This window comes from Gordonia sp. DT101, from assembly GCF_049844895.1.
Lineage (GTDB): Bacteria > Actinomycetota > Actinomycetes > Mycobacteriales > Mycobacteriaceae > Gordonia.
Genome location: NZ_JBNCLX010000004.1, coordinates 260,777 through 280,717 on the forward strand (window position 1 = coordinate 260,777; position 19,941 = coordinate 280,717).

Annotated in this window: 21 protein-coding genes; 15 read left to right on the forward strand and 6 right to left on the reverse strand. The window is 66.6% G+C overall.

The features are described from left to right. Positions 1–3: 3 nt before the first annotated feature. From ACLQ3I_RS16020 to ACLQ3I_RS16035, 4 genes are all read left to right on the forward strand, one after another. Entirely contained in the window at positions 4–771 is a 768-nt protein-coding gene (locus ACLQ3I_RS16020) for a histone H1-like repetitive region-containing protein (RefSeq protein WP_425803145.1), read from the forward strand. Positions 772–836: 65 nt separating this feature from the next. Next, the gene (locus tag ACLQ3I_RS16025) at positions 837–1,133 is read left to right on the forward strand and encodes a DUF2516 family protein (RefSeq protein WP_420714213.1); all 297 of its coding nucleotides are present in this window, start codon (positions 837–839) and stop codon (positions 1,131–1,133) included. A 67-nt stretch (positions 1,134–1,200) separates the two neighbouring features. Further along, positions 1,201–2,043 (forward strand): MerR family transcriptional regulator, encoded by an 843-nt coding sequence (locus ACLQ3I_RS16030; RefSeq protein WP_425790030.1) that lies wholly within the window; start codon positions 1,201–1,203, stop codon positions 2,041–2,043. Between the two features lie 24 nt (positions 2,044–2,067). Next, positions 2,068–3,144, forward strand: coding sequence for an alpha/beta fold hydrolase (locus tag ACLQ3I_RS16035; RefSeq protein WP_425803147.1), 1,077 nt, complete (start codon positions 2,068–2,070; stop codon positions 3,142–3,144). A 7-nt stretch (positions 3,145–3,151) separates the two neighbouring features. Here ACLQ3I_RS16035 and ACLQ3I_RS16040 read toward each other — a convergent pair whose 3' ends face one another. Next, positions 3,152–4,246 carry a UDP-N-acetylmuramate dehydrogenase gene (locus ACLQ3I_RS16040; protein WP_425803149.1) on the reverse strand — a complete coding sequence of 365 codons (1,095 nt, stop codon included), beginning with the start codon at positions 4,244–4,246 and terminating at the stop codon, positions 3,152–3,154. 46 nt (positions 4,247–4,292) lie between these two features. Between ACLQ3I_RS16040 and ACLQ3I_RS16045 the strand changes: the two genes are divergently transcribed. The 6 genes from ACLQ3I_RS16045 to ACLQ3I_RS16070 all read left to right on the forward strand — a co-directional run bounded on the left by ACLQ3I_RS16045 (position 4,293) and on the right by ACLQ3I_RS16070 (position 9,485). Beyond that, entirely contained in the window at positions 4,293–4,787 is a 495-nt protein-coding gene (locus ACLQ3I_RS16045) for a DUF2505 domain-containing protein (protein ID WP_425803152.1), read from the forward strand. A gap of 147 nt (positions 4,788–4,934) precedes the next feature. Continuing rightward, positions 4,935–5,444: a DUF2505 domain-containing protein gene (locus tag ACLQ3I_RS16050; RefSeq protein WP_425803154.1), complete on the forward strand. Its 510-nt coding sequence runs from the start codon at positions 4,935–4,937 to the stop codon at positions 5,442–5,444. A 22-nt stretch (positions 5,445–5,466) separates the two neighbouring features. Beyond that, positions 5,467–6,234, forward strand: coding sequence for a class I SAM-dependent methyltransferase (locus tag ACLQ3I_RS16055; RefSeq protein WP_425790020.1), 768 nt, complete (start codon positions 5,467–5,469; stop codon positions 6,232–6,234). A gap of 171 nt (positions 6,235–6,405) precedes the next feature. After that, positions 6,406–7,239: a carbon-nitrogen hydrolase family protein gene (locus tag ACLQ3I_RS16060; RefSeq protein ID WP_425803157.1), complete on the forward strand. Its 834-nt coding sequence runs from the start codon at positions 6,406–6,408 to the stop codon at positions 7,237–7,239. Next, positions 7,236–8,495, forward strand: coding sequence for an LmeA family phospholipid-binding protein (locus tag ACLQ3I_RS16065; protein WP_425803159.1), 1,260 nt, complete (start codon positions 7,236–7,238; stop codon positions 8,493–8,495). The genes ACLQ3I_RS16060 and ACLQ3I_RS16065 overlap by 4 nt, the downstream gene beginning before the upstream one ends. A gap of 156 nt (positions 8,496–8,651) precedes the next feature. Next, on the forward strand, positions 8,652–9,485 hold the full coding sequence (locus ACLQ3I_RS16070) for a DUF1542 domain-containing protein (protein ID WP_425803162.1): 834 nt from the start codon (positions 8,652–8,654) through the stop codon (positions 9,483–9,485). Positions 9,486–9,495: 10 nt separating this feature from the next. Here ACLQ3I_RS16070 and purU read toward each other — a convergent pair whose 3' ends face one another. Continuing rightward, positions 9,496–10,410: a formyltetrahydrofolate deformylase gene (gene purU / locus ACLQ3I_RS16075; RefSeq protein WP_425803165.1), complete on the reverse strand. Its 915-nt coding sequence runs from the start codon at positions 10,408–10,410 to the stop codon at positions 9,496–9,498. 27 nt (positions 10,411–10,437) lie between these two features. Here purU and deoC point away from each other — a divergent pair, with 27 nt between their 5' ends. Further along, positions 10,438–11,115 (forward strand): deoxyribose-phosphate aldolase, encoded by a 678-nt coding sequence (deoC, locus tag ACLQ3I_RS16080; protein ID WP_425803167.1) that lies wholly within the window; start codon positions 10,438–10,440, stop codon positions 11,113–11,115. An 80-nt stretch (positions 11,116–11,195) separates the two neighbouring features. On the opposite strand, the gene ACLQ3I_RS16085 is transcribed toward deoC, so the two are convergent. Further along, positions 11,196–12,311: an acyl-CoA dehydrogenase family protein gene (locus ACLQ3I_RS16085; protein ID WP_425803169.1), complete on the reverse strand. Its 1,116-nt coding sequence runs from the start codon at positions 12,309–12,311 to the stop codon at positions 11,196–11,198. Positions 12,312–12,482: 171 nt separating this feature from the next. On the opposite strand from ACLQ3I_RS16085, the gene ACLQ3I_RS16090 reads away from it, so the two are divergent. Both ACLQ3I_RS16090 and ACLQ3I_RS16095 read left to right on the forward strand, forming a co-directional pair. After that, entirely contained in the window at positions 12,483–13,715 is a 1,233-nt protein-coding gene (locus ACLQ3I_RS16090; RefSeq protein WP_425803171.1) for an aminotransferase class I/II-fold pyridoxal phosphate-dependent enzyme, read from the forward strand. Then, positions 13,712–15,205, forward strand: a complete 1,494-nt coding sequence (locus ACLQ3I_RS16095) for an NAD-dependent epimerase/dehydratase family protein (protein WP_425803173.1) — start codon at positions 13,712–13,714, stop codon at positions 15,203–15,205. Before ACLQ3I_RS16090 ends, ACLQ3I_RS16095 begins: the two co-directional genes overlap by 4 nt. 42 nt (positions 15,206–15,247) lie before the next feature. Here ACLQ3I_RS16095 and ACLQ3I_RS16100 read toward each other — a convergent pair whose 3' ends face one another. Both ACLQ3I_RS16100 and ACLQ3I_RS16105 read right to left on the reverse strand, forming a co-directional pair. Further along, positions 15,248–16,198, reverse strand: coding sequence for an NAD(P)/FAD-dependent oxidoreductase (locus ACLQ3I_RS16100; protein ID WP_425803176.1), 951 nt, complete (start codon positions 16,196–16,198; stop codon positions 15,248–15,250). Between the two features lie 27 nt (positions 16,199–16,225). Continuing rightward, positions 16,226–17,125, reverse strand: coding sequence for a class I SAM-dependent methyltransferase (locus ACLQ3I_RS16105; protein WP_425803178.1), 900 nt, complete (start codon positions 17,123–17,125; stop codon positions 16,226–16,228). Between the two features lie 48 nt (positions 17,126–17,173). Here ACLQ3I_RS16105 and ACLQ3I_RS16110 point away from each other — a divergent pair, with 48 nt between their 5' ends. Both ACLQ3I_RS16110 and ACLQ3I_RS16115 read left to right on the forward strand, forming a co-directional pair. Then, complete coding sequence (locus ACLQ3I_RS16110; RefSeq protein ID WP_425803181.1) at positions 17,174–17,737, forward strand: helix-turn-helix domain-containing protein; 564 nt, start codon at positions 17,174–17,176, stop codon at positions 17,735–17,737. Positions 17,738–17,843: 106 nt separating this feature from the next. Next, positions 17,844–19,115, forward strand: a complete 1,272-nt coding sequence (locus ACLQ3I_RS16115; RefSeq protein ID WP_425803183.1) for a L,D-transpeptidase — start codon at positions 17,844–17,846, stop codon at positions 19,113–19,115. A gap of 20 nt (positions 19,116–19,135) precedes the next feature. On the opposite strand, the gene ACLQ3I_RS16120 is transcribed toward ACLQ3I_RS16115, so the two are convergent. Beyond that, on the reverse strand, positions 19,136–19,906 hold the full coding sequence (locus ACLQ3I_RS16120; protein ID WP_425789996.1) for an SDR family NAD(P)-dependent oxidoreductase: 771 nt from the start codon (positions 19,904–19,906) through the stop codon (positions 19,136–19,138). Positions 19,907–19,941 lie beyond the last annotated feature (35 nt).

The following is a 19,941-nucleotide window of genomic DNA, read 5'->3' on the forward strand; positions in this document are numbered from 1 at the left end:
GCCATGCCGGAGAACCCGATGAACACCGTGATCGAGCAGGTGGCCGTCCTGCTCACCGATCTCCGCGAGCGCAGCGAGGCCGCCGGTGACGAAGCGCAGAAACGATTCGGCGATGCGCAGAGCAAGGCGCAGGCACGGGTCGACGAGACGCGGGACTCGGCTCTGGCACTGTTCGAGGAGGCGCGGACCAAACTGTCCTCGCTCCCGGTGGAACTCCCCACCGAGATCGAGGATCTGCGTGCCCGGTTCACCCCCGAGGAACTCCGCAAGGTGGCCGAGGCCTATCTGGCCGTCGCGGCGGGCCTGCTCACCGCGCTGTCCGAACGCGGCGAAGAGGTGGTGGAGCGGCTCAAGGCCCAACCCCTCGTCGAAGAGAATCTGCCCAAGTTGGAAAAGGTCTACAACGACGCCGTCGGCCTCACCGAGGATGCGCTCGGCAGCATCTCGGGCCAGACGCGCGCGGTCGGAGAACGGGCCGCCGCGCTCGCCGGCCTGACCGGCGGGAAAGCGGATGAGGTGGTGCTCGAGCCGTCGAAGAGGTCGCCGGCAAAGCAGGCGCCCGCCAAGAAGGCCCCCGCGAAGGAGGCGCCGGCGAAGAAGACCGCTGCCAAGAAGACTGCTGCCAAGAAGGCCCCGGCCAAGAAGGCCCCGGCCAAGAAGGCCCCGGCCAAGAAGGCCCCCGCGAAGAAGGCCGCAGCGAAGAAAGCCCCGGCCAAGAAGGCCCCGGCGAAGACAGCCCCGGCGAAGAAGGCCGCCGCGAAGAAGGCCTGACGGGTTCGTCCGAATCGCGAACCGTGGGACATGTCTAAGGTGGGGGCGTGGACCTTCTTAGCGTGATGGCCTACGGGCAAAACCTGATCCTGCTGGCCCTGACCGTGATCGCCGGTGTCGCGTCGGCGGTGGCGCTGGTGCATGCGGCTCTCCAACGGTCCGATGCGTTTCCCGCCGTCGACCGGCAGAGCAAGGTCATCTGGGTGGCGATTCTGGCGGCGGCGACCTTGTTCATCTGGCTGTTCGGTGCGGTGAACTTCCTCGGTCTGATCGGTGTGGTGGCCATGCTCGTCTACCTCGTCGACGTGCGGCCGCGCGTCGACGACATCCAGGGCAAGCGGTGGTTCAGCAAGAAAGCGTGACGGATCCCTCCGGACAACTCGCGCCCGGTGGTTAGGGTCATCGGTCGGGACTGAATACACTGGCGAAATGGCCGAGTATCGGATCAACGACCTGGCTCAGGCGTCCGGGGTCAGCGTGCGCAACATCCGCGTCTACCAAGACCGCGGATTGCTGCCCGCGCCGGCCATCCGGGGACGCACCGGGTGGTACTCCGATGAGCACCTCGTCCGGCTGAACCTCATCTCCCGCATGCTCGAACGCGGGTATACCTTCGCCACCATCAGCGAACTCCTGCATGCGGCCCACTACGGGATGCGCGTCGAACAGATATTGCGGGGTACCCCGAAGAGTGGCCGGTTCCGCAACTTCAAACGCGCGGCGACGATCACCATCACCGAACTCCGCAAGACCCTGAACGCCACCGACCGGTCGATCGCATTGAGTCAGAAGCTCGGACTGCTGGCCAAGGACGGCGCGCACTATGCGATCCGCAATCCCGAGCTCCTCGAAGGCGCGGAGACCCTGGTCAAGGCGGGTGTGGACATCGACGTCCTGCTCGACCGCTGGGTCCGCGTACAGGACGATCTCGAAGACGTGGCGAAGAGCTTCGTCTCGATCATCACCGACAAGTACTTCGACGAGAACCTGCCCGACCTGGGCGAGGAGCAGGTCAGCAAGATGGCCGAGCTGATCCAGACCGTGCGGCCGATGGCCCACGAGATCGTGGAGTCGACCTTCCGACAGGCACTCGACAAGCAGATCTCCGTGGCGATCGGCGAGGCCAGCACCTATTTCGACGCCTCGACGGAGGGGGAACCGGCAGATCTGGAGACCGGGGCCGGAGCCCTCGAGCACGGCGAGGATGCTGACACCGTGGACGTCGGTGAACCCACCGACGGGGCGCGAACCGTGGCCGACCGCACGGACTGAATGCGGCGGCCCTAAGGGGAGATGATGAACAGACGAGCACTGGCGATCACGACGGGAGCGGTGGTGGCTGCGGGGGCCGGCGCGATCGCGGTGGGCATCGGAACGATCTTCGCGGGCCTGGCCCGGGACGCGTTCCGTGCCGAACGAGCCGTCGACGACGGTCCCGACGATCTGCTGGCCGTGCCCACCGTCGAGCCGGAGCGCATCCCGGTGGACGCGGTCGGCGGTGCTCGCCTGAACGTCGAGCGTTACGCGCCGGCGGAGGCGGGCGACGGAGACATCGTCGTGATGGTGCATGGCTGGACCTGCAACATCGCGTACTGGTACCCGCAGATCAATCACCTGGCCCGCACGCATGACGTGGTCGCCTACGACCAGCGCGGGCACGGCGCGAGCCAACTCGGTCGCACCCGGCCGACCATCGCGATGCTCGGGCAGGACCTCGACGCCGTGTTGTCGGCGGTGGTCCCGAAGGGTCGCCGTGCGATCCTCGTCGGACACAGCATGGGCGGTATGACCATCTTGTCGTGGGCGGCGCAATACCCGGAGAAGGTGGGCTCGCTGGTCTCGGGCGTCGCGCTCACCTCCACCGCGGCGAAGGCCGTGATGCAGAACCATTTGCTGATCCCGGTCGACCTCCCGCGGTACACCAAGCCTTTCGAGAGCGCCGTCAGCAAGCTGTTCACCTCGACACCGATGCCGATCCCGCGTACTCCCTACGGTTCGCGGTTCTCCCACTACATCGCGCTGGGTCCCAATGCGCGGAAGGCCCACGTCGACTTCGTCGACGAGATGATCGCCGGCTGCCCGCCCCGGTCGCGGGCCGGCTGGGGTTCGGCGATGGGCAAGCTCGACGTGACCGCGGGACTCGACGCGCTCACCGTGCCGACCACCGTCGTCGTCGGCACGGACGATCGGTTGACCCCGCCGGTACACGCCGAGCAGATGGCCGACGTGTTGCGGCGCAACGGGAATCTCCGCGAACTGATCGTCCTCGACGGCATCGGGCACATGTCGAGCATCGAGGCCGATGTGCGCTTCAACGAGATCCTCGACGACATCGTCGCGGAGTCGGCGCGGGCATCGAGTTCGGTGGGCTGACCGCCCGTCAGATCGAACAGTTCACCAGGACGGGCTCGGGATGCAGGGTCACGCCGAACGCCTCCTTTACGCCGGTCTGGACGTCGCGGGCGAGGTCGAGCAACTCATCTGTGGTCGCGTCGCCGCGATTGGTCAGCGCGAGAGTGTGTTTCGTGGACAGCCGGACCGGGGATGACGGGCCGGGATACCCGCGCGCGTAGCCGGCACGTTCGATGAGCCACCCGGCCGACAGCTTCACGCCGTCGTCGGCCGGATAGGTTGGGACGGTGATGTCGCGGCCGACGCGGTGGTGGATCTTTTCCAGGATGTCGACAGCGCCCGATGCGAGGATCGGGTTGGTGAAAAACGATCCGGCACTCCAGGTGTCGTGGTCATCCGGGTCGAGGACCATGCCCTTGCCGCGTCGCAGGGCGAGGACCTGTTCGCGGACGTCGCCGGCATCCGCACGTTCCCCGGCCTCGACGCCGAGCGCCGCCGAGAGCTCGCGATAGCGCAGTGGCTGGCTGACACGATCGTCGTTGAGCCAGAAGGAGACCGCCACGACGACATGGTCGTCGCGGTGCTTGAGACTGCTGGTTCGGTAACCCAATCCGAGTTCCGTCGGCGCCACCCACCGCAGTTTGGCCGCCCGCCGATCGAGCACCTGCACGCTGCGCAACAGATCGGCGACCTCGACGCCATACGCACCGACGTTCTGCACCGGGGTGGCGCCCGCGGCACCCGGAATGCCCGAAAGGCATTCCAGCCCACCGAAACCCTCACCGATCGTGGTGGCGACGAGGGTGTCCCAGTCGACGCCGGCATCGGCGGTGACATGCGCCCGGCCCGATTCCCGGCCGGAGCCGAACTCGATGCGAGAACTCTGGATGAGGATGGCCGTGCCGTCGAAACGGTCATCGGAGATCACCAGATTCGAGCCGCCGCCGATGAGTAAGGTGCGTTCGGCCCGGCCATCGAGGGCGGTGATCTCGTCGACCAGGCTGCGGGTGTCGGGGCATCGCACCACGGCGCGGGCGGGACCGCCGAGGCGCAGGGTGGTGAGCTCGGCAAGACGGGCGCCCTGAGCTGCGGGCGCGGGTCGGTTCACCCCTGAATCGGTCACCCGAGTAACCGTAGCGGCAATTCGGTGGTCCGGTACTCTCCCCCTCATGGCCAGCAAGATGGAGCACGCGGTGTCCTACCCGTTCGGAGTACGGCGGCTCTGGGAGGTCCTCTCGACCGAACAGTACTGGCGCGATCTGCTCGAGGCGATCAACTCGAGCCACGGCAAGCTCGAGTCGTTCGAGTTCGCCGACGACACCATCACCGTCACCATGCAGCAAGGTGTGCCCGAAGAGAAGTTGCCGTCCATCGTCACCAAGGTCCGCCCTGGCGATCTGGAGATCCCGCGTCGTAGCACCTTCACGCTGGCCGGCGATCAGATCACCGGCGAGATCACCGCCACGGTTGTCGGCGCGCCGGCCAAGGTCGACGGAACCCTGGTGGCCAGTGGCGATCCGGCGTCGGCGACATATCAGGCCGACGTCGAGGTCAGTGTCCCGTTCGTCGGCGGCAAGATCGAGAAGGCCATCATCGACCAGCTCATCGAACTCCTGGACTCCGAGCGCGAGCAGACCGTGACTTGGGAAGCAGCGAATCGGTAGCGGTGCCCCGGTCCCTGAGGGGCGCAGCGTCGGCCATGCCCGATCCCTGAGGAGCGCAGCGTCGGCCGTGCCCGATCCCTGAGGAGCGCAGCGTCTCGAAGGGCGGCGACTTGGGAAGCAACGAATCGGTAACGTAGCCTGGTCGCCATGGCACGACGGCTCAGCTACTCGGCGCGCTTCACCCACCCCGCGCAGACGCTCTACCAGGCGCAGAACACCCGGCAGTACTGGGATGACATGATGGCGGGGTTCCAGATGATCTCGCCACACTGCGAGGTCGAGTCCTTCACCTCCGACGAGACCGGAATGAAGGTCGTCCTCAAGCAGACGATCGGTCGCGACCAACTTCCGGCGCTCGCGCAGACCGTCCTGATGAAGGACATGGTGATCACCCGCGAGGAGTCGTTCGGTGTGTTCGATCCGGACAACACCAAGGGCAATTACAACGCCTCCATCCCGGCCGGCCCGGGCAGCCTCAACGGCTGGCAGGAACTGTTCCCCACCGAGACCGGCTGCACCATCCGCAAGACCAGCGAGGTCAAGGTCTACCTCCCGTTCATCAACGGCAAGCTCGAGCAGCTGATGCTGGTCAACCTTGTCGACCTCTTCCGGGCCGAGGCCGAGTACGCGGCCGACTGGGTCACGAAGAACCTCTGAGATCCCCGTCCGGGCGCGGCGGATGAAACGGGTCGGTCGGGTCACGCGGGGGACCACGAACATCAATCGCCTGCGGCGCGTGGACCGGTGGATGGTCCACGACGACGTGGTCGTCCGTGCGCTGAGTGATGTGCCGCAGCCGATCGTCGTCGACCTGGGTTACGGCGCCCGCCCCGACACCGCTGTCGAGATGGCACTGCGTCTGCGGAAGGTCGCTCCCGGACTCCAAATGGTCGGTCTCGAGATCGATCCCGAACGCGTGGTGGAACCTCGTGCCGGAGTGCGGTTCGCGCTCGGCGGTTTCGAATTGGCGGGTCTCACCCCGCATCTCGTCCGGGCATTCAACGTCTTGCGGCAGTACGACGAGGACGAGGTCGCGGCGGCCTGGGCGCAGATGCAGGCTGCACTCGCGCCGGGTGGGCTCATCGTCGAGGGCACCTGCGACGAGATCGGCCGTCGCTGCTGCTGGGTGCTCCTGGATGCCGACGGGCCGCGGACGTTGACGTTGTGCTGGTCGCCCGAGCACACCGAACGCCCGTCCGAACTCGCCGAGCGGTTGCCCAAGGTGCTGATCCACCGCAACGTTCCCGGCGAACCCGTCCACCGCCTCCTGCGGCTCGCGGATCGGTGCTGGGATGTGGCGGCGACGCACGCCGCCTACGGTCCGCGGATTCGCTGGCGGCAGGCGCTCACCCTGCTCCGCGCGCAGGGGACAGATGTCGTGATTCCCCGGGGCCGAAGCGTCGACAACATTCTGACGGTGCCGTGGTCGGAGGTCGCACCCAGGTAGGTCGGCCGCGGTGGAGCCGTTCGTTCGGATGCCGCGGCGGAGCCGTTCGTTCAGATGCCGCGGCGGAGCCGTTCGTTCAGATGCCGCGGCGGAGCCGTTCGTTCAGATGCCGCGGCGGAGCCGTTCGTTCAGATGATTGTCAGCTGTTCGCCGGTGGCTACCCTGGTGCCCATGCGAATTGCGATGGCGCAGATCACGTCGGGCACCGACCCGGCCGCCAACCTCGAGTTGGTCGCGTCCGCCGCGCACACGGCGTCCGACGGCGGGGCCGATCTGGTGGTGCTGCCGGAGGCCACGATGTGCCGTTTCGGGGTGCCGCTGGGCCCGGTGGCCGAACCCGTGGACGGTCCGTGGGCGACGGCGGTGTCGGAGATCGCCGCGCGTCACGAGATCACCGTGGTCGCGGGGATGTTCACCCCCGACGATGATCGGGTGCGCAACACCCTGGTGATCGCCCGCCCTGACGGCACCCGGCTGTCCTACGACAAGATCCACCTCTATGACGCCTTCGGTTTCGCCGAGTCCCGCACGGTCGCGCCCGGGGAGGACCCGTTGACCTTCGCGATCGGTGACGTCGTCGTCGGCGTCGCGACCTGCTACGACATCCGGTTCCCGGCGCTGTTCACCGAACTGGCGTCACGCGGGGCGCAGCTCATCGTGGTGCCGGCGTCGTGGGGCGCGGGTCCGGGCAAGGTGCATCAGTGGGAGGTGCTGGCAACCGCCCGAGCGTTGGATTCGACGACGTTTGTCGCAGCGGTCGGACAAGCCCTGCCTGCGGATTCAGCGGTTCGAGAGTCCTCGGCACCCACCGGCACAGGACACAGCCAACTCACAGATCCCTTCGGTAGCGTGGTCGCAGCGTACGACGAAGGCGTGCATATCGGCGTCCACGACATCGATACTCGCGCAGTGGAGAAGGCCCGCAGCACCCTGGCCGTTCTCAACAATCAACGGCCTATCCGACCGGCCTCGGCACCTATGACACCTGAGGACCTCACGACATGACCGACAGCGAGAACAGCGACAGCGCGAAGCCCGGCAGCGACCCCACCGGCAGCGACCCCACCGGCAGCGACCCCACCGGCAGCGACCCCACCGGCAGCGACCTCACCGACGGCGACCCCACCGACGGCGGCCGGACGGACAGCGGCCCCACCGACAGTGGCACCGGTGGAGATCAGACCGGACAGGACCATGCCCCTGGCGAGCAGCCCCGGAGCGAGCAGGCCGCAGGCGAGCAAGCCGAAGTTGGTCAGCCTGCAAGCGTTCCCCACCCGGCGGACCCCGGAGAGCACACGACCCAATTCGATCCTCCGTCGACCGAAGAATCCCCGCGCGCCTACTCGCAGGTCGGCCGCACCGAGACCACCCGATTCGAGGACCAGGGTCAGACGACGGGGTTCGGACCGTCCGACGGATTCGCCCCCATCCCGCCGAACTCGGATCCCGGCGTCGTGACGACGGCGCCCGCACGGCGTAAACGCAGCACCGGCAAGATCATCGCGGCGTCGTCGGCGGCTCTCGTGATCCTGGTCGTCATCGCCGCCGTCGGTAGCGAGCTCTACCTGCGCAACAAAGCCACCGACTGCATGCAGAGTGCGTTCGCCGACCTCACGGGCACCGAGACGTCTGTGTCGTTGAGCCGAAAGCCGATGCTGCTGCAAGGTTTTGGCAACGACATTCCGTTCGTGCAGGTCGACACCGCCGACAAACCCGGTGAGATGCGACTGCACGCACGAGCAGAAGGCATCAAGGGCGACGGCGACAGCTCCACCATCCACTCACTGGTCGGCACCGGCTTCGTCCCGTTCGACCGCGTGGTCGCCATGAGCAAATCGATGACCTCCGGCGCCGACTCATCGGCGTCCGGTGCCGGTCAGTCGGGAGCGGCGGGACTGATGCAGGGCGCCACCATCGACTCGATGACCGGGAACGCGGCCGACGGCACCATCCAGGTGGACTCGTCGGTGCAACTCGCGTTCCTGCCGATCCCGGTGTCGACGACGATCAAACCGACGGTGCAGGACGGCCACGTGCACTTCGAAGTCGTCAAGGCCAACGCGTTCATCTTCGGCATCCCCGCGGACTTCGCCCAGCAGGTCGTCGACAGCGTCTCGGGTTCGCTGTTCGGCCAGCTGAACCAGGTCACCGTGAAGAACTTGAAGGTGACCGACCAGGGTGTCGACTTCGCCGTGGACGGCAACGACGTGAAACTCAGCGGACAGGTCGCGGGCGGCTCGGGAGACTGCAAGGCCGCGTGACGCGTAACGCTCCGTTCTGAGCACGGACGCCGGACCTGCGGCGACGCGCGCGTCCTCGGATCGCCGGTACGCTGGGAGATGTCCGATTTTACCGGTCTGGTGGGATGCCCACGGCTCCCGAGCTGACGGGTGAGGTGTACCCAGACGGAGGAGAAAATGAGCGCACTGATCCTGATCGTTCTCGTGGTCCTGGTGGTCGTGGGCATCGTCGTGATGTCCCAGCAGCGGTCGGGTGCCAATGCCGCCCGTTCGCTCGACGATGCCAAGGCCGATGCCCGGCAGGCCATCGAACGTCTCGGCGGCCAGGTCTTCATGTTGGTCGGCGACGGCCCGGCGTCGAAGCAGGCACTCGCTGATGCCGGAGAGCGCTACAACGCCGCCGGATCGCAGATCGAGCAGGCCAACAGTGTCGCCCAGGCGCGACTGGCCAAGCAGACCGCGATCGAAGGCCTGTATTACGCCCGCGCCGCGCGGACCGCGATGAATCTCGATCCCGGCCCCCCGGTCCCGGAACTGGAAGGCCAGAAGAGTGCCGGTGCGGTCACCGAGGACCGCACGGTCGACTTCGAAGGACGACAGGTCGAGGCGTCACCCGGCCCGTCGTCGCGGACCCCCAACTACTACCCCGGCGGTCGCGTCGCAGGTCGGCCGGTGCCTGCGGGCTGGTACTCCGAGCCGTGGTGGAAGCCTGCGCTGGTCGCCGGCGCATGGGGCATCGGTTCGATGTTCCTGTTCTCCGCGATGTTCTCGGGCATGGCCGGCGTCAACTACGACGCCAATGCGTTCGAGAACGGCGCCGGTGACGGTTCCGATGGCGGCGCCCTCGACGGCGGGGACGGCGGCGGAGATGGTGGCGACGGTGGCGACGGCGGCGGTGATTTCGGCGGCGGGGACGGCGGCGATGGTGGCGGCGGATTCTTCGACGGTGGCGGCGACGGCGGCGGCGGTTTCTTCGACGGTGGCGGCGACTTCGGTGGGTTCGACTTCTGATCGGCGAACGCTAGCTGAAGACGACCGTCTTCCGGCCGTGCACGAGGACCCGGTCCTCGAGGTGCCACCGCAGTCCGCGCGAGAGCACGAGCGTCTCGATGTCGCGTCCCTGGCGCACCATGTCGGCCACGGTGTCGCTGTGGTCGACCCGGATGACGTCCTGCTCGACGATCGGACCCGCGTCGAGGTCGGCGGTGACGTAGTGGCAGGTGGCGCCGATCAGCTTGACGCCCCGCGCGAACGCCTGGTGATAGGGCCGCGCCCCGATAAAGCTGGGCAGGAAGCTGTGATGGATGTTGATCGCCCGACCCGCCCAGGCGTCACACAGTTGGGGCGGCAGGATCTGCATGAAGCGCGCCAGCACGACCGCATCGGGTGAATAACCGTCGACGACGCGGCCCAATTCCTCGAAGGCGGCACCCTTGTTGTCCGGCGCGAACGGCACGTGATGAAACGGCACGTCGAACCGAGTGACCAGGTCCTCGAGGTCGCGGTGATTGCCGATCACCGCGGACACGTCGGCCGGTAGCTCGCCACGGTGGGCGCGGCCCAACAGATCGACGAGGCAGTGGGTTTCCTTGCTGACCAGCAGCACCACCGACTTCGGAGTCCCGGAGTCGGTGAGCCGCCACTCGGTTCCCGGTCCCAACTCGGCCGCCACCTCGTCGGCGAACCGAGCCCGCATCTCGTCGACACTCATCGCCACCGATCCGGCGCGCACCGTCTGGCGAGTGAAGAACCAGCCGGTCTCGGCATCGGAGTGATATCCGGCCTCGGTGATCCAGCCGCCGATCTCGGCGAGGAAACCGGAGATCCGCGCGACGATGCCGGTGCGATCCGGGCACCCGAGGGTCAGCACGTACCGATGTTCGGGGTCGGTTCGGTCGGTGGTGGTCGCTGCGGGGGATATCTCGGGTACTGCCACATCTGTCAGTGTGCCAAGCTCGTCTGTGTGACCACCAGCGACCTGACCCGCCGCGACGTCGCGGCCATCATCGACCACACCCTGCTCAAGCCCGAGGCGACCCGCGCCGCGGCCGAGGCGGCGGTCGCGGAGGCCGCCGAGCTGGGCGTCTACGCGGTCTGCCTGTCACCGTCGATGCTGCCGATCGACACCGGGAACCAGAAGACCTGTGTGGTGGCCGGGTTCCCGTCGGGCAAGCATCACTCACTGGTGAAGGCGTCCGAGGCGCGGCTGGCCGTGGACACCGGGGCCGACGAGGTCGACATGGTGATCGATGTGGGCGCGGCCGTGGACGGGAGATTCGACGAGGTGTTCGTCGATGTCCTGACCGTGCGGGAGGCCATCGGGGAGGGCGTCGTGCTGAAGGTCATCGTCGAGTCCGCGGCGCTGCTCGAGCTGACCGGCCCCGACACCGTCACGGAGGTGTGCCGTCGCGCGGTGCAGGCCGGAGCGGCGATGGTCAAGACCTCCACCGGGTTTCACCCGGCCGGCGGCGCGAGCGTCGAGGCGGTGCGGCTCATGCGCGCGGCCGTCGGCGATCGCGTCGGCGTCAAGGCGAGCGGCGGGATCCGGACCGCCGAGTTCGCCGCCGAACTCATCGCGGCCGGCGCGACGCGGCTGGGACTGTCGTCGTCGCGGGCGGTGCTGGACGGCTTTCCGGCGTAACCATTTCCGGCGGCCAACCGCTCCGACGGCCAGCTGCTCACCAGCGCGGGCACGCGACGCCGACGGCCTAGGTCTCGCTCTCAGACGAAGGCGAACTCATGTCCCGCATGATATTTGGCGAGTGATTCGGACACCGACCGTCGTGACGGGGGATGGAAGGCGAACGCGTGAACAGCCGCGGCGAGATATCCGATGTCGGACGACTTGATGAACGCGATACCGCCCAGTGACTCGATCGCGGCCGACGATGCCCGGACGAGTGCATCACGAATAGCTATGCGGCACAGGAGCAGACGCACCGATATGTCTTGGCCACGCTCACCTTCGTCGAGGGACCGCGCAATGCTCTCCACCGCTGCCATGCCGTTCTCGATGTCGGCAGCTGCACGCACATATCCTTCGTGGTCGTTCTTGCCTGCGGCGAGCAACCTCTCGAGTAGTGAGCTCGCGGCGCCGAGGTAGTTGGCAGTGATGAGGAGACCGAACCACAGGTAGCCCGTCATCTCGTGTTGTCCGTTCGGGTCATCTGCGTCGTTGAGGAGCACGAGATCGGCCGGGACCTCGACGTCGTCGAGTTGCACCTCGTCACTCTCGGCGCCGGCAAGTATCTGGGTCTCCCAGAATCGGTGCACCGAGATCCCGGGTGTATCCGCAGGTATGAGTGCGATGGCACGTTCGCCGGTGTCGACTTCCACGCTGGCGGTCAAAAGGTTCATCGAGCTCGACAGACTGCATGGCTTCTTGCTGCCGTTGATGACATAGCTCGAACCCTTCTTCCGTGCGGACATGGTGGGGATGAAGACGCTGCCCCCGGTGACGCCCTCGGAGAACCCCGATGCGATGACGGCCCGCTGCTCCACGAGTCCTTGGATCAGGGCACGGTCCTCCTCCGTCGCAGCCTGCGCGAACTCGTTGAGTGTGGCCAAGGACAGATGGTGCATGGTGGTGCCCGCGCCGAGCGAAGGCGATCGACTACCGATGGCACGTTGTACCCGCACCGCATCGAGCGCGGATGCACCAAGACCTCCGGACTCCTTCGGGATGGTGAGCGCGGTGCCCCCGGCGTCGCGGAATCGCGCAATGGCGCCGCTGTCTCTGGCCTCCAGTGCGAGCAGCGGTGTCTCATCGAGGTAGTCGGCGAGATCGGGCAGGTATGCCTTCAGTGCTTGGCGTTCACGGGTCATCAGTGCGGTCATGACGCTCCTCAGTCGTTCGTGGATGCCCCCGGATATCCCCGGGATCTCGAACCGTGGTTCGTGGCGCGGAGTCACGCGGATTGGCCGTGCAACCAATCTGATGTTCGCGCCGGTCCGAACCACCCGGGAAATCCGCTCACACATCCGCAATTGCGAGGGAGATCTTCACTGATGGCTGTGAACAGATTGATCCAAAGGCTCGAAGGTGACGACCGCGTGAAGCTGCTACGTGCAGGTCGTGGCACCGAGGGAAATCCCTATTTCCGCGTCATGGAATCCGCCACCTCACCTGTTGTCCAGGTCGAAGGTGAAGATCGGATCATGCTCGGTTCCAACAACTACCTGGGGCTGGCAGATCACCCCGCGATCCTCAAAGGTGCGCAAGCCGCGCTCGACAGGTTCGGTGGCGCCGTAACCGGAAGTCGCCTGCTCAACGGCACCATGGACCTCCATCTCGAACTCGAGTCGGAGATTGCACAATGGCACGGCACCGAGGACGCCATGGTGTTCACCACCGGTTATCAGACCAACCTCGGCACGATCAGCGCCTTGGTCGGACCTGGCGACACCGTGGTGGTGGATTCTGCTGCACACGCGTCGATTCGCGACGGGTGCGCACTCTCCGGTGCCACCACCCGGAAGTTTCGACACAATGACGTAGCCGACCTGGAAAGCATCCTCGCCGAGGTCTCTGAGTCGTCGGAGGCCGTCTTGGTGATAGTCGACGGCCTGTACTCGATGGAAGGCGACCTTGCGCCGCTGGCGCAGATCTCCGCGGTGTGCGACGGTTTCGGCGCCGCATTGATGGTCGACGAAGCTCACAGTCTGGGATTGTTCGGCGCGCAGAGAACCGGGGCGGCGGAACTCTTCGGCACCGACAGCGATACAGATGTCCGGATGGCCTCCCTGTCCAAGAGTCCCAGTTCCACTGGAGGTTTCATCGCGGGATCCGGTGACCTGCTCGACTCACTCCGGGTCAACGCCAAAGCGTTCCTGTTCACCACCTCTGGCGTTCCGGCCGCGGTGGGCGGGTCATTGGCGGCCGTGCGACTCATCCGCAGCGAAGAGGGCGCGCAGCGTGCCCGACGCGCATTGGACAACGCGGCGGTTCTCCGTTCCGGACTGCTGGAGAATGGGCTCGACGTCAGCGCGTTGTCACCGTTGCCCGATGGAAACACCACGGTGACACCCATCGTCGCGGTTCACGTCGGTGATGACGTGCAGGCGATGGACCTGTGGCGGAAGATCTTCGCCAAAGGTGTGTTCACAAGTGCCGCACTGTATCCGGCGGTTCCGCGGGACGGTGCCATGCTTCGCCTCTGTGTCATGGCCACGCACACCGATGCTCAACTCCGCCGAGCAGTCGAGGTGATTTCCGAGACCTTGAACGAGGATGCCGCATGAGAGTTGCCGTCACCGGAGCGACGAGTGACTTCGGCGCCGCGATCCTCCCCGCGTTGTTGGCCGATCCCGAGATCGACAGCGTCATCGGGTTGAGCCGGCGGCCGCTCGAGTTGCAACATCCGAAACTCGACTCCGTGCACATGGACATTCGCGACCCGCAGATCGAAGACGTCTTCCGCGGCTGCGAGGCGGTGGTACACCTGGCCTTCGTGGTGGAAGAGCTTCGCGACAAGCAGGCCACACACGACATCAACGTGCGAGGCTCACGCAATGTGATCGACGGCGCCGCACGCGCCGGTGTGCGTCGTTTGGTGATCGCATCGAGCATCAACGCCTACGGTCCGGAGATCTATGCCGAGCCCGTCGACGAAGATGTCTATCCTGCAGGCGATCCGGTGCGATACTACTTCTACGACAAGGCCGAGGTGGAACACTACGCCGAATGGTGGTTACGCCGACACCCGCGTGAGATGGCAATTTCGATGCTCCGGCCGACCTACATCATCGGTCCGAACTTCGCCAACGACGGCATCGACCAGCTCACCGGCCCCATCGGCGCCTTCCCTCGAGCCGACGACGCGTCGTATCAGTTTCTGCACCAACGAGACATGGCCGACGCGTTCCATCGTGCGACGAAGCAAGATCTGATCGGCCCCTTCAACCTCGCGCCACGTGAGTGGGTAGGTGTCCGCGAGCTGGCGGCAATGCAGGGCCAGCGCATGTTCTCCGTGCCCGAACGACCCGCCATCGTGGCCGCCAACATCGCTTTTCGGCTCCGCCTCACGGCGTTCTCCGGACATTGGGTGACGGCGGGTGAGACGGTGGTCGATTCGACACGGCTGACCGAGGCCACCGGCTGGCAGCCCACCTTGACCGCACGTGAGTCGGCGGCGATCATGATTCTCTTGCAGGGCAAGGCATTACTACGCAGAGAAGATGCGTTGGACCGGCATCTGGCCTGCGAGTGGGCACTCGAGCCTGCCTCGGAGTACGCCGGGGTCGACGGGCGGGGGGTCGAACACACGCAGCTTGCGGTTTCGGTGGGCAGCGTGCATGCCGAAGTGCACGTCGCGACGAGTGGCGAAGCGACCGTTGTCCTTCCGGCCCCGCTCGGACTCCACGCCCGGTATCTCACGGAAAAGGCCGTCGAACTTGCGGAGAGCGGCATCAACGTTGTTGTCGTCGACCTTCCAGGGCACGGATTGAGTACCGGGAAACGCGGTCACGTACTCGAACCGTCAGTCACCGAAGCGCTCGCCGCCGCGGTGACATACGCGAGCGACAGGTTCGGCGGTTTGCCGAAGGTCATCCGCTTCGGCGGACCCGAACCCACATCACCTGGGCGGTTTCGCGTGCTGCCGAGCCGAAACACCTGTGCCAACCCCGACGACGGACTCCTGCCCCGCAGGCTTCGTCACGATGGCTCGCTGGCTCGGCTGACCTCCGCGGGCTCCGTCCGTGAAGTCAGAGAACTCGTTCGCGGAGGATGACCACCATCGGCCGGTGCACGATACGCCCGTGCGGCCGGGTGTCTAGGCCCGAACCCGCCGAGACTCGACTGCCGCGCGGGTGTCTTCGGCGATCAGATCCGCGTTGACCGCTGCGCCCGCGTTCACTCCGGCCCCCATCGAGACGGCCACCGTGGCGGCGAGATCGGCGACGTTGCCGGCCGCCCACACGCCCGGGACATCGGTCATGCCCATCGGGCCGGTTGCGACGTACTGACCGCCCATCGGGTGGTCGGCGAGTGTACCGCCGAGTCGGGTGAACAGCGCCGAGCGGACGACGAACCGTGGCGCGACCACCACAGCCGCGCGTTCCACCTCGGTGCCGTCGCCCAGGACCACGGCCCGCACCGCGCCGTCTTCGATCGCCAGATGGTCGACGAGTCCGTCGACGACCCTCACGCCCAGGGCCGAGAGCTGTTCCGCCTCTTCGGCTCCGATCTCCGGGATGGTGTGTGTGAACAAGGTGACATCGTCGCTGAGCTGGCGGAACATCAGCGTCTGGTGCACCGACATAGGGCTGGTGCCGAGCACGCCTATCCGCCGACCACGCACCTCGTATCCGTGGCAGTACGGGCAGTGCAGCACCGATGATCCCCAGAGTTCCTGCACGCCTGGTACTTCCGGCAGCTCGTCGACGAGGCCGGATGCGAGGACGACGCGTCGTGCGGTGATCGCGCTGTCGTCGCCGAGAGTGAGATCGAAACGGCCGGAGTCGCTGCGCGTTCCGTCGACGACCTCCGCGGTGCGGATCTCGACGCCGTAGCCGCGGGCTTCGGCTCGCCCTTTCTCGAGCAGTTCGAGGGGAGGTGTGCCCTCCTGGCCGAGGACGTTGTGGGCGCGTCCGGCCGGGGCGTTGCGCGGTTGGCCGGCGTCGAGGACGACGACCGAGCGCAGGGATCGCGCCAAGGTGGTCGCCGCGCTCAGGCCCGCGGGACCGCCACCGACGATGGCGACGTCGAAGATGTTGCTGCTCATGGTTTCTCTCGCTTTCGGCAGGGGGATCTAGGAGTTCTCGGGTCGTCGCGCGATCCAGGCGATGCGACTGCTGCGCACGACCAGGTCGTTGCGGCGACGAAGGGAGGCCGGGTTGTCGTCGTGGAGGAGTTGGTCGACGGCGGCCAGATCTTCTGCGGAGGCGTCGTCATCGGTGAGGCCGGACCGCACCCGCGTCAGCCATTCGACCGCGTAGTCGGCCGCCGCGGCGGGCGGATTGTCGAGGTCGGTCGGGATGTCGCGGGTCTCGACGATCTCGAAGTCGGCCGCAGTGATGCTCGGTGCCCAGTCGGGCCGCCCGTTCCATCCGCCGTTCCAGCCTTTCCCGAGGATCGCCTCACGCAGGCGCTGCTCCACCTCACCGTCGGCGGAGTCCGGGGGCAGGAAGGTCGGCGGCTCGGCGATCTCGACGATGGCGAGCACGCCGCCGGGCCGCAGGGCCCGGAACGTCGAACGGAGCAGAGCTTCCGCATCGGCGAAATGGTGCAGCGTCGACGACGCCCATGCGACGTCGACGTCGGAGATGTGGTCGGGGAGTGCGCTGTCGAGATCGGCGGTCACGGTGCGGACCTGCCCGTCGAGTCCGGCCTCCTGCGCGGCCCGGGCGACGCGCTCGAGCAGTTCGGCCGAGTTGTCGAGCGCGACCACCTGCGACGACCCGAATCGCCGGGCCAGTGCGAGCGTCCCGGTGCCGGTCCCGGAGCCCAGGTCGAGCATGGTCCGGGGCTCGGGTACGAGCACCGCGATCCGGTCGCAGACCTCGCCGAGGTAGTGACCGTTCACGGTGGCGTCGAGGTCGAGGACCGTCGCCATCGTCTCGGCATCGGGATGATTCCCGTGTCCGTGTGTGTGCCCGTCTGTGTGCCCGTGGCCGGGCGCGTGGTGATGAGTGTCGTGGGAGTGCGCCATAGCATCGAGAGTAGCGGTCTGATGCGTCAAACGCATATAGTCTTGCGCATGGAGCAAGAAATCGATGCCGTCGTCCGCCAGCGCATCCGGGGTCTGCGCATTGCGAAGGGGTGGACCCTCGACTCGATGGCGGCACGCTGTTTCCTCAGCCCGTCGACTCTGAGTCGGATCGAGACAGGCCACCGCAGGGTCGCGTTGGATCAGCTGGTGCCGATCGCCCGCGCGCTCGGCACCTCGCTCGATCAGCTCGTCGAATCGGTCGGCGACGACGACGTCGTGATCCGGCCCGAGCCGCACACATCAGCCGGCATGACCGTCTGGAAGCTCTCCCGCGACGGCGCGCCCGGCGGGGTGACGGTGGCCAAGATGCGGGTGACGACCGAGCATCGCGTCGACCCTGATCACCTCGGGGTTCACCCTGGTCGGGAGTGGTTCACCGTGATCTCCGGGACCATCCGTCTCCACTTGGGCGAACGTGTGATCCTGGTGCCGCCGGGTCAGGCAGCGGAGTTCTCGACGATGATTCCGCACGGCATGACGGCCGTCGAAGGGCCCGCCGAGATCGTGTCGATCTTCGATCACGACGGTGAGCGGGCGCATATCCCCGGGTGAGAACACCTGCCGTCGAGCGGGCAGTGCGGACTCCGAACGTGAATTCGGCGACATCACAGCAGGCAGGCCGGGTTTTCTCGAGTTTCATCGGTACGCTGGACACGTTATGAGCGCGCACCTTCCCCTCTCCCGTCGAGCCGTCCTCGCAGCCGCCGGTATCGGCGCCGTCGGCGTGGCCGCGGCGGCCTGTTCCACCGGCAAGTCCGGCAGCACCGACGACGCGAAGCCCGATGCACCCACGGTCAACGTCGTCTACACGCCTGCGCTGGATTCCGGCGACGCCCCCAATCCGACCGCAGCAGTCTCCGTGAAATCCGAGAACGGCCTGCTCAACCCAGACGTCAAGCTCCTCAACCCCAGCGGCAAGGTCGTCGCAGGCACCATGTCGGAGGATCGGAAGACCTTCACCATCAGCGAGCCCCTGGGCTACGGCTCGCAGTACACCTGGCACGGCAGCGCGGTCGGCTACGACCGGGTCAGCACGCAGGTCACCGGCTCCTTCACCACGCTGTCGCCCCAATCGCAGATGAACGTGGTGGTCAACATCGGTGACGGGCAGGAAGTCGGGATCGCGGCGCCGATCATCCTGAAGTTCGACGACACGGTCGAGGACAAGCAAGCGGTCGAGAAGGCTCTCACGGTCACCACCGAACCGCCCATCGAAGGAGCCTGGGCGTGGCTCGGCGAGGACAACGGTTCGCGAGCGCACTGGCGGACCAAGGAGTACTACGCACCGGGCACCAAGGTGCACATGTCGGCCAAGCTGTACGGCGTCGATCACGGCGGCGGCGCCTACGGTGCAGCCGATGTGACGAGCGATTTCGTGATCGGCCGGTCGCAGGTGGTGAAGGCCGCGGCGCCATCCCATCAGATCGTCGTGGTGCGCGACGGAGGCGTGTTGATGACCTTGCCGTGCAGTTACGGCGGGGGCGACCTCGACCGTAACGTCACGCGCTCGGGCATCCACGTGGTCACGGAGAAGTACGAGGATTTCTTCATGAGCAACCCTGCCGCGGGGTACTTCAACATCCGAGAGCGTTTCGCCGTGCGGATCTCCAACAACGGTGAGTTCATCCACGCGAATCCGGAAACCATTGGCGTGCAAGGATCGTCGAACGTTACCAACGGCTGCATCAATCTCTCGCTGGAGAACGCGCAGCGCTACTTCGAGTCCGCGATCTACGGCGATCCCGTCGAGGTGACGGGCACCCGCATCCCACTCTCCGAGGCCGACGGTGACATCTTCGACTGGATCTACGACTGGGACTCGTGGACCGGGATGTCGGCGATCAAGGGTGATCCGTCACAGGTCACCGCGCCTGCCACCCCGTCCGGTGCGCCGACCTCCAACGCGCCCGCACCGGCGCCGCCCGGCTGATCACCGGAACCGACTGTCGCTCAGCCGGTCTTGACGTTGCGTCGGGCCGATGCCTGATCGCGCGGCTTGATGACGATCTGGTCGAGATCGACGTGGGGCGGACGGGACGCGACAAAGGCGATCACCTCGGCGACGTCGTCCGCGCTCAGCGGCGTGAGACCCTCGTACACCGCATCGGCTCGCTCCTTGTCACCCTCGAAACGGACGAGGGAGAAGTCCGTCTCCACCATGCCGGGCGCGATCTCGGTGAGGCGCACGGGCTTTCCGAGCAGCTCGAAACGCAGGGTCCGGTGCATCACCGCCTGCGCGTGCTTGGCCGACGTGTACCCGGACCCGTTGTCGTAGGCCTCGATCGCGGCGATCGAGGTTATCGTCACGATGAGTCCATCCCCGGAGGCGATGAGTGCCGGGATCAGCGCCTTGGTCATCCGCAGGGTGCCGAGGACGTTCGTCTCCCACATCCATCGCCAGTCGTCGAGGTCGGCGGTCGCCACCGGGTCGAGTCCTTTGGCGCCGCCCGCGTTGTTCACCAACACATGAACCTTCTCGAGGCCTGCGACAAAGGCATTCACAGAGGTCTCGTCGGTCACGTCGAGTTGTCGACCGGTGCCACCGATCTCGTTCGCGAGCTCGTCGATCAGCTCGGTTCGTCGCGCTCCGAGCACCACGTGGTAGCCCTGCGCGGCCAGCTGTCGGGCCGTCGCCGCGCCGATGCCCGAGCTGGCGCCGGTCACCACCGCGACCTTCTGCTCGGAGTCCGACGAACCTGATTGTGCCGTGCTGCTACTCATGCGTTCAGCTTAGCGACGCCCGCGGATTGCTAGAT

Coding starts and splice junctions, on each gene's coding strand:
- ACLQ3I_RS16025 (WP_420714213.1), top strand. CDS start 837: ATGGCCTACGGGCAAAACCTGATCCTGCTGGCCCTGACCGTGATCGCC.
- ACLQ3I_RS16035 (WP_425803147.1), top strand. CDS start 2,068: ATGAACAGACGAGCACTGGCGATCACGACGGGAGCGGTGGTGGCTGCG.
- ACLQ3I_RS16055 (WP_425790020.1), top strand. CDS start 5,467: ATGAAACGGGTCGGTCGGGTCACGCGGGGGACCACGAACATCAATCGC.
- ACLQ3I_RS16095 (WP_425803173.1), top strand. CDS start 13,712: ATGAGAGTTGCCGTCACCGGAGCGACGAGTGACTTCGGCGCCGCGATC.
- ACLQ3I_RS16090 (WP_425803171.1), top strand. CDS start 12,483: ATGGCTGTGAACAGATTGATCCAAAGGCTCGAAGGTGACGACCGCGTG.
- ACLQ3I_RS16100 (WP_425803176.1), bottom strand. CDS start 16,198: ATGAGCAGCAACATCTTCGACGTCGCCATCGTCGGTGGCGGTCCCGCG.
- ACLQ3I_RS16120 (WP_425789996.1), bottom strand. CDS start 19,906: ATGAGTAGCAGCACGGCACAATCAGGTTCGTCGGACTCCGAGCAGAAG.
- ACLQ3I_RS16085 (WP_425803169.1), bottom strand. CDS start 12,311: ATGACCGCACTGATGACCCGTGAACGCCAAGCACTGAAGGCATACCTG.
- ACLQ3I_RS16070 (WP_425803162.1), top strand. CDS start 8,652: ATGAGCGCACTGATCCTGATCGTTCTCGTGGTCCTGGTGGTCGTGGGC.
- ACLQ3I_RS16115 (WP_425803183.1), top strand. CDS start 17,844: ATGAGCGCGCACCTTCCCCTCTCCCGTCGAGCCGTCCTCGCAGCCGCC.
- ACLQ3I_RS16060 (WP_425803157.1), top strand. CDS start 6,406: ATGCGAATTGCGATGGCGCAGATCACGTCGGGCACCGACCCGGCCGCC.
- ACLQ3I_RS16030 (WP_425790030.1), top strand. CDS start 1,201: ATGGCCGAGTATCGGATCAACGACCTGGCTCAGGCGTCCGGGGTCAGC.
- ACLQ3I_RS16105 (WP_425803178.1), bottom strand. CDS start 17,125: ATGGCGCACTCCCACGACACTCATCACCACGCGCCCGGCCACGGGCAC.
- ACLQ3I_RS16110 (WP_425803181.1), top strand. CDS start 17,174: ATGGAGCAAGAAATCGATGCCGTCGTCCGCCAGCGCATCCGGGGTCTG.
- ACLQ3I_RS16065 (WP_425803159.1), top strand. CDS start 7,236: ATGACCGACAGCGAGAACAGCGACAGCGCGAAGCCCGGCAGCGACCCC.
- ACLQ3I_RS16045 (WP_425803152.1), top strand. CDS start 4,293: ATGGCCAGCAAGATGGAGCACGCGGTGTCCTACCCGTTCGGAGTACGG.
- ACLQ3I_RS16050 (WP_425803154.1), top strand. CDS start 4,935: ATGGCACGACGGCTCAGCTACTCGGCGCGCTTCACCCACCCCGCGCAG.
- ACLQ3I_RS16020 (WP_425803145.1), top strand. CDS start 4: ATGCCGGAGAACCCGATGAACACCGTGATCGAGCAGGTGGCCGTCCTG.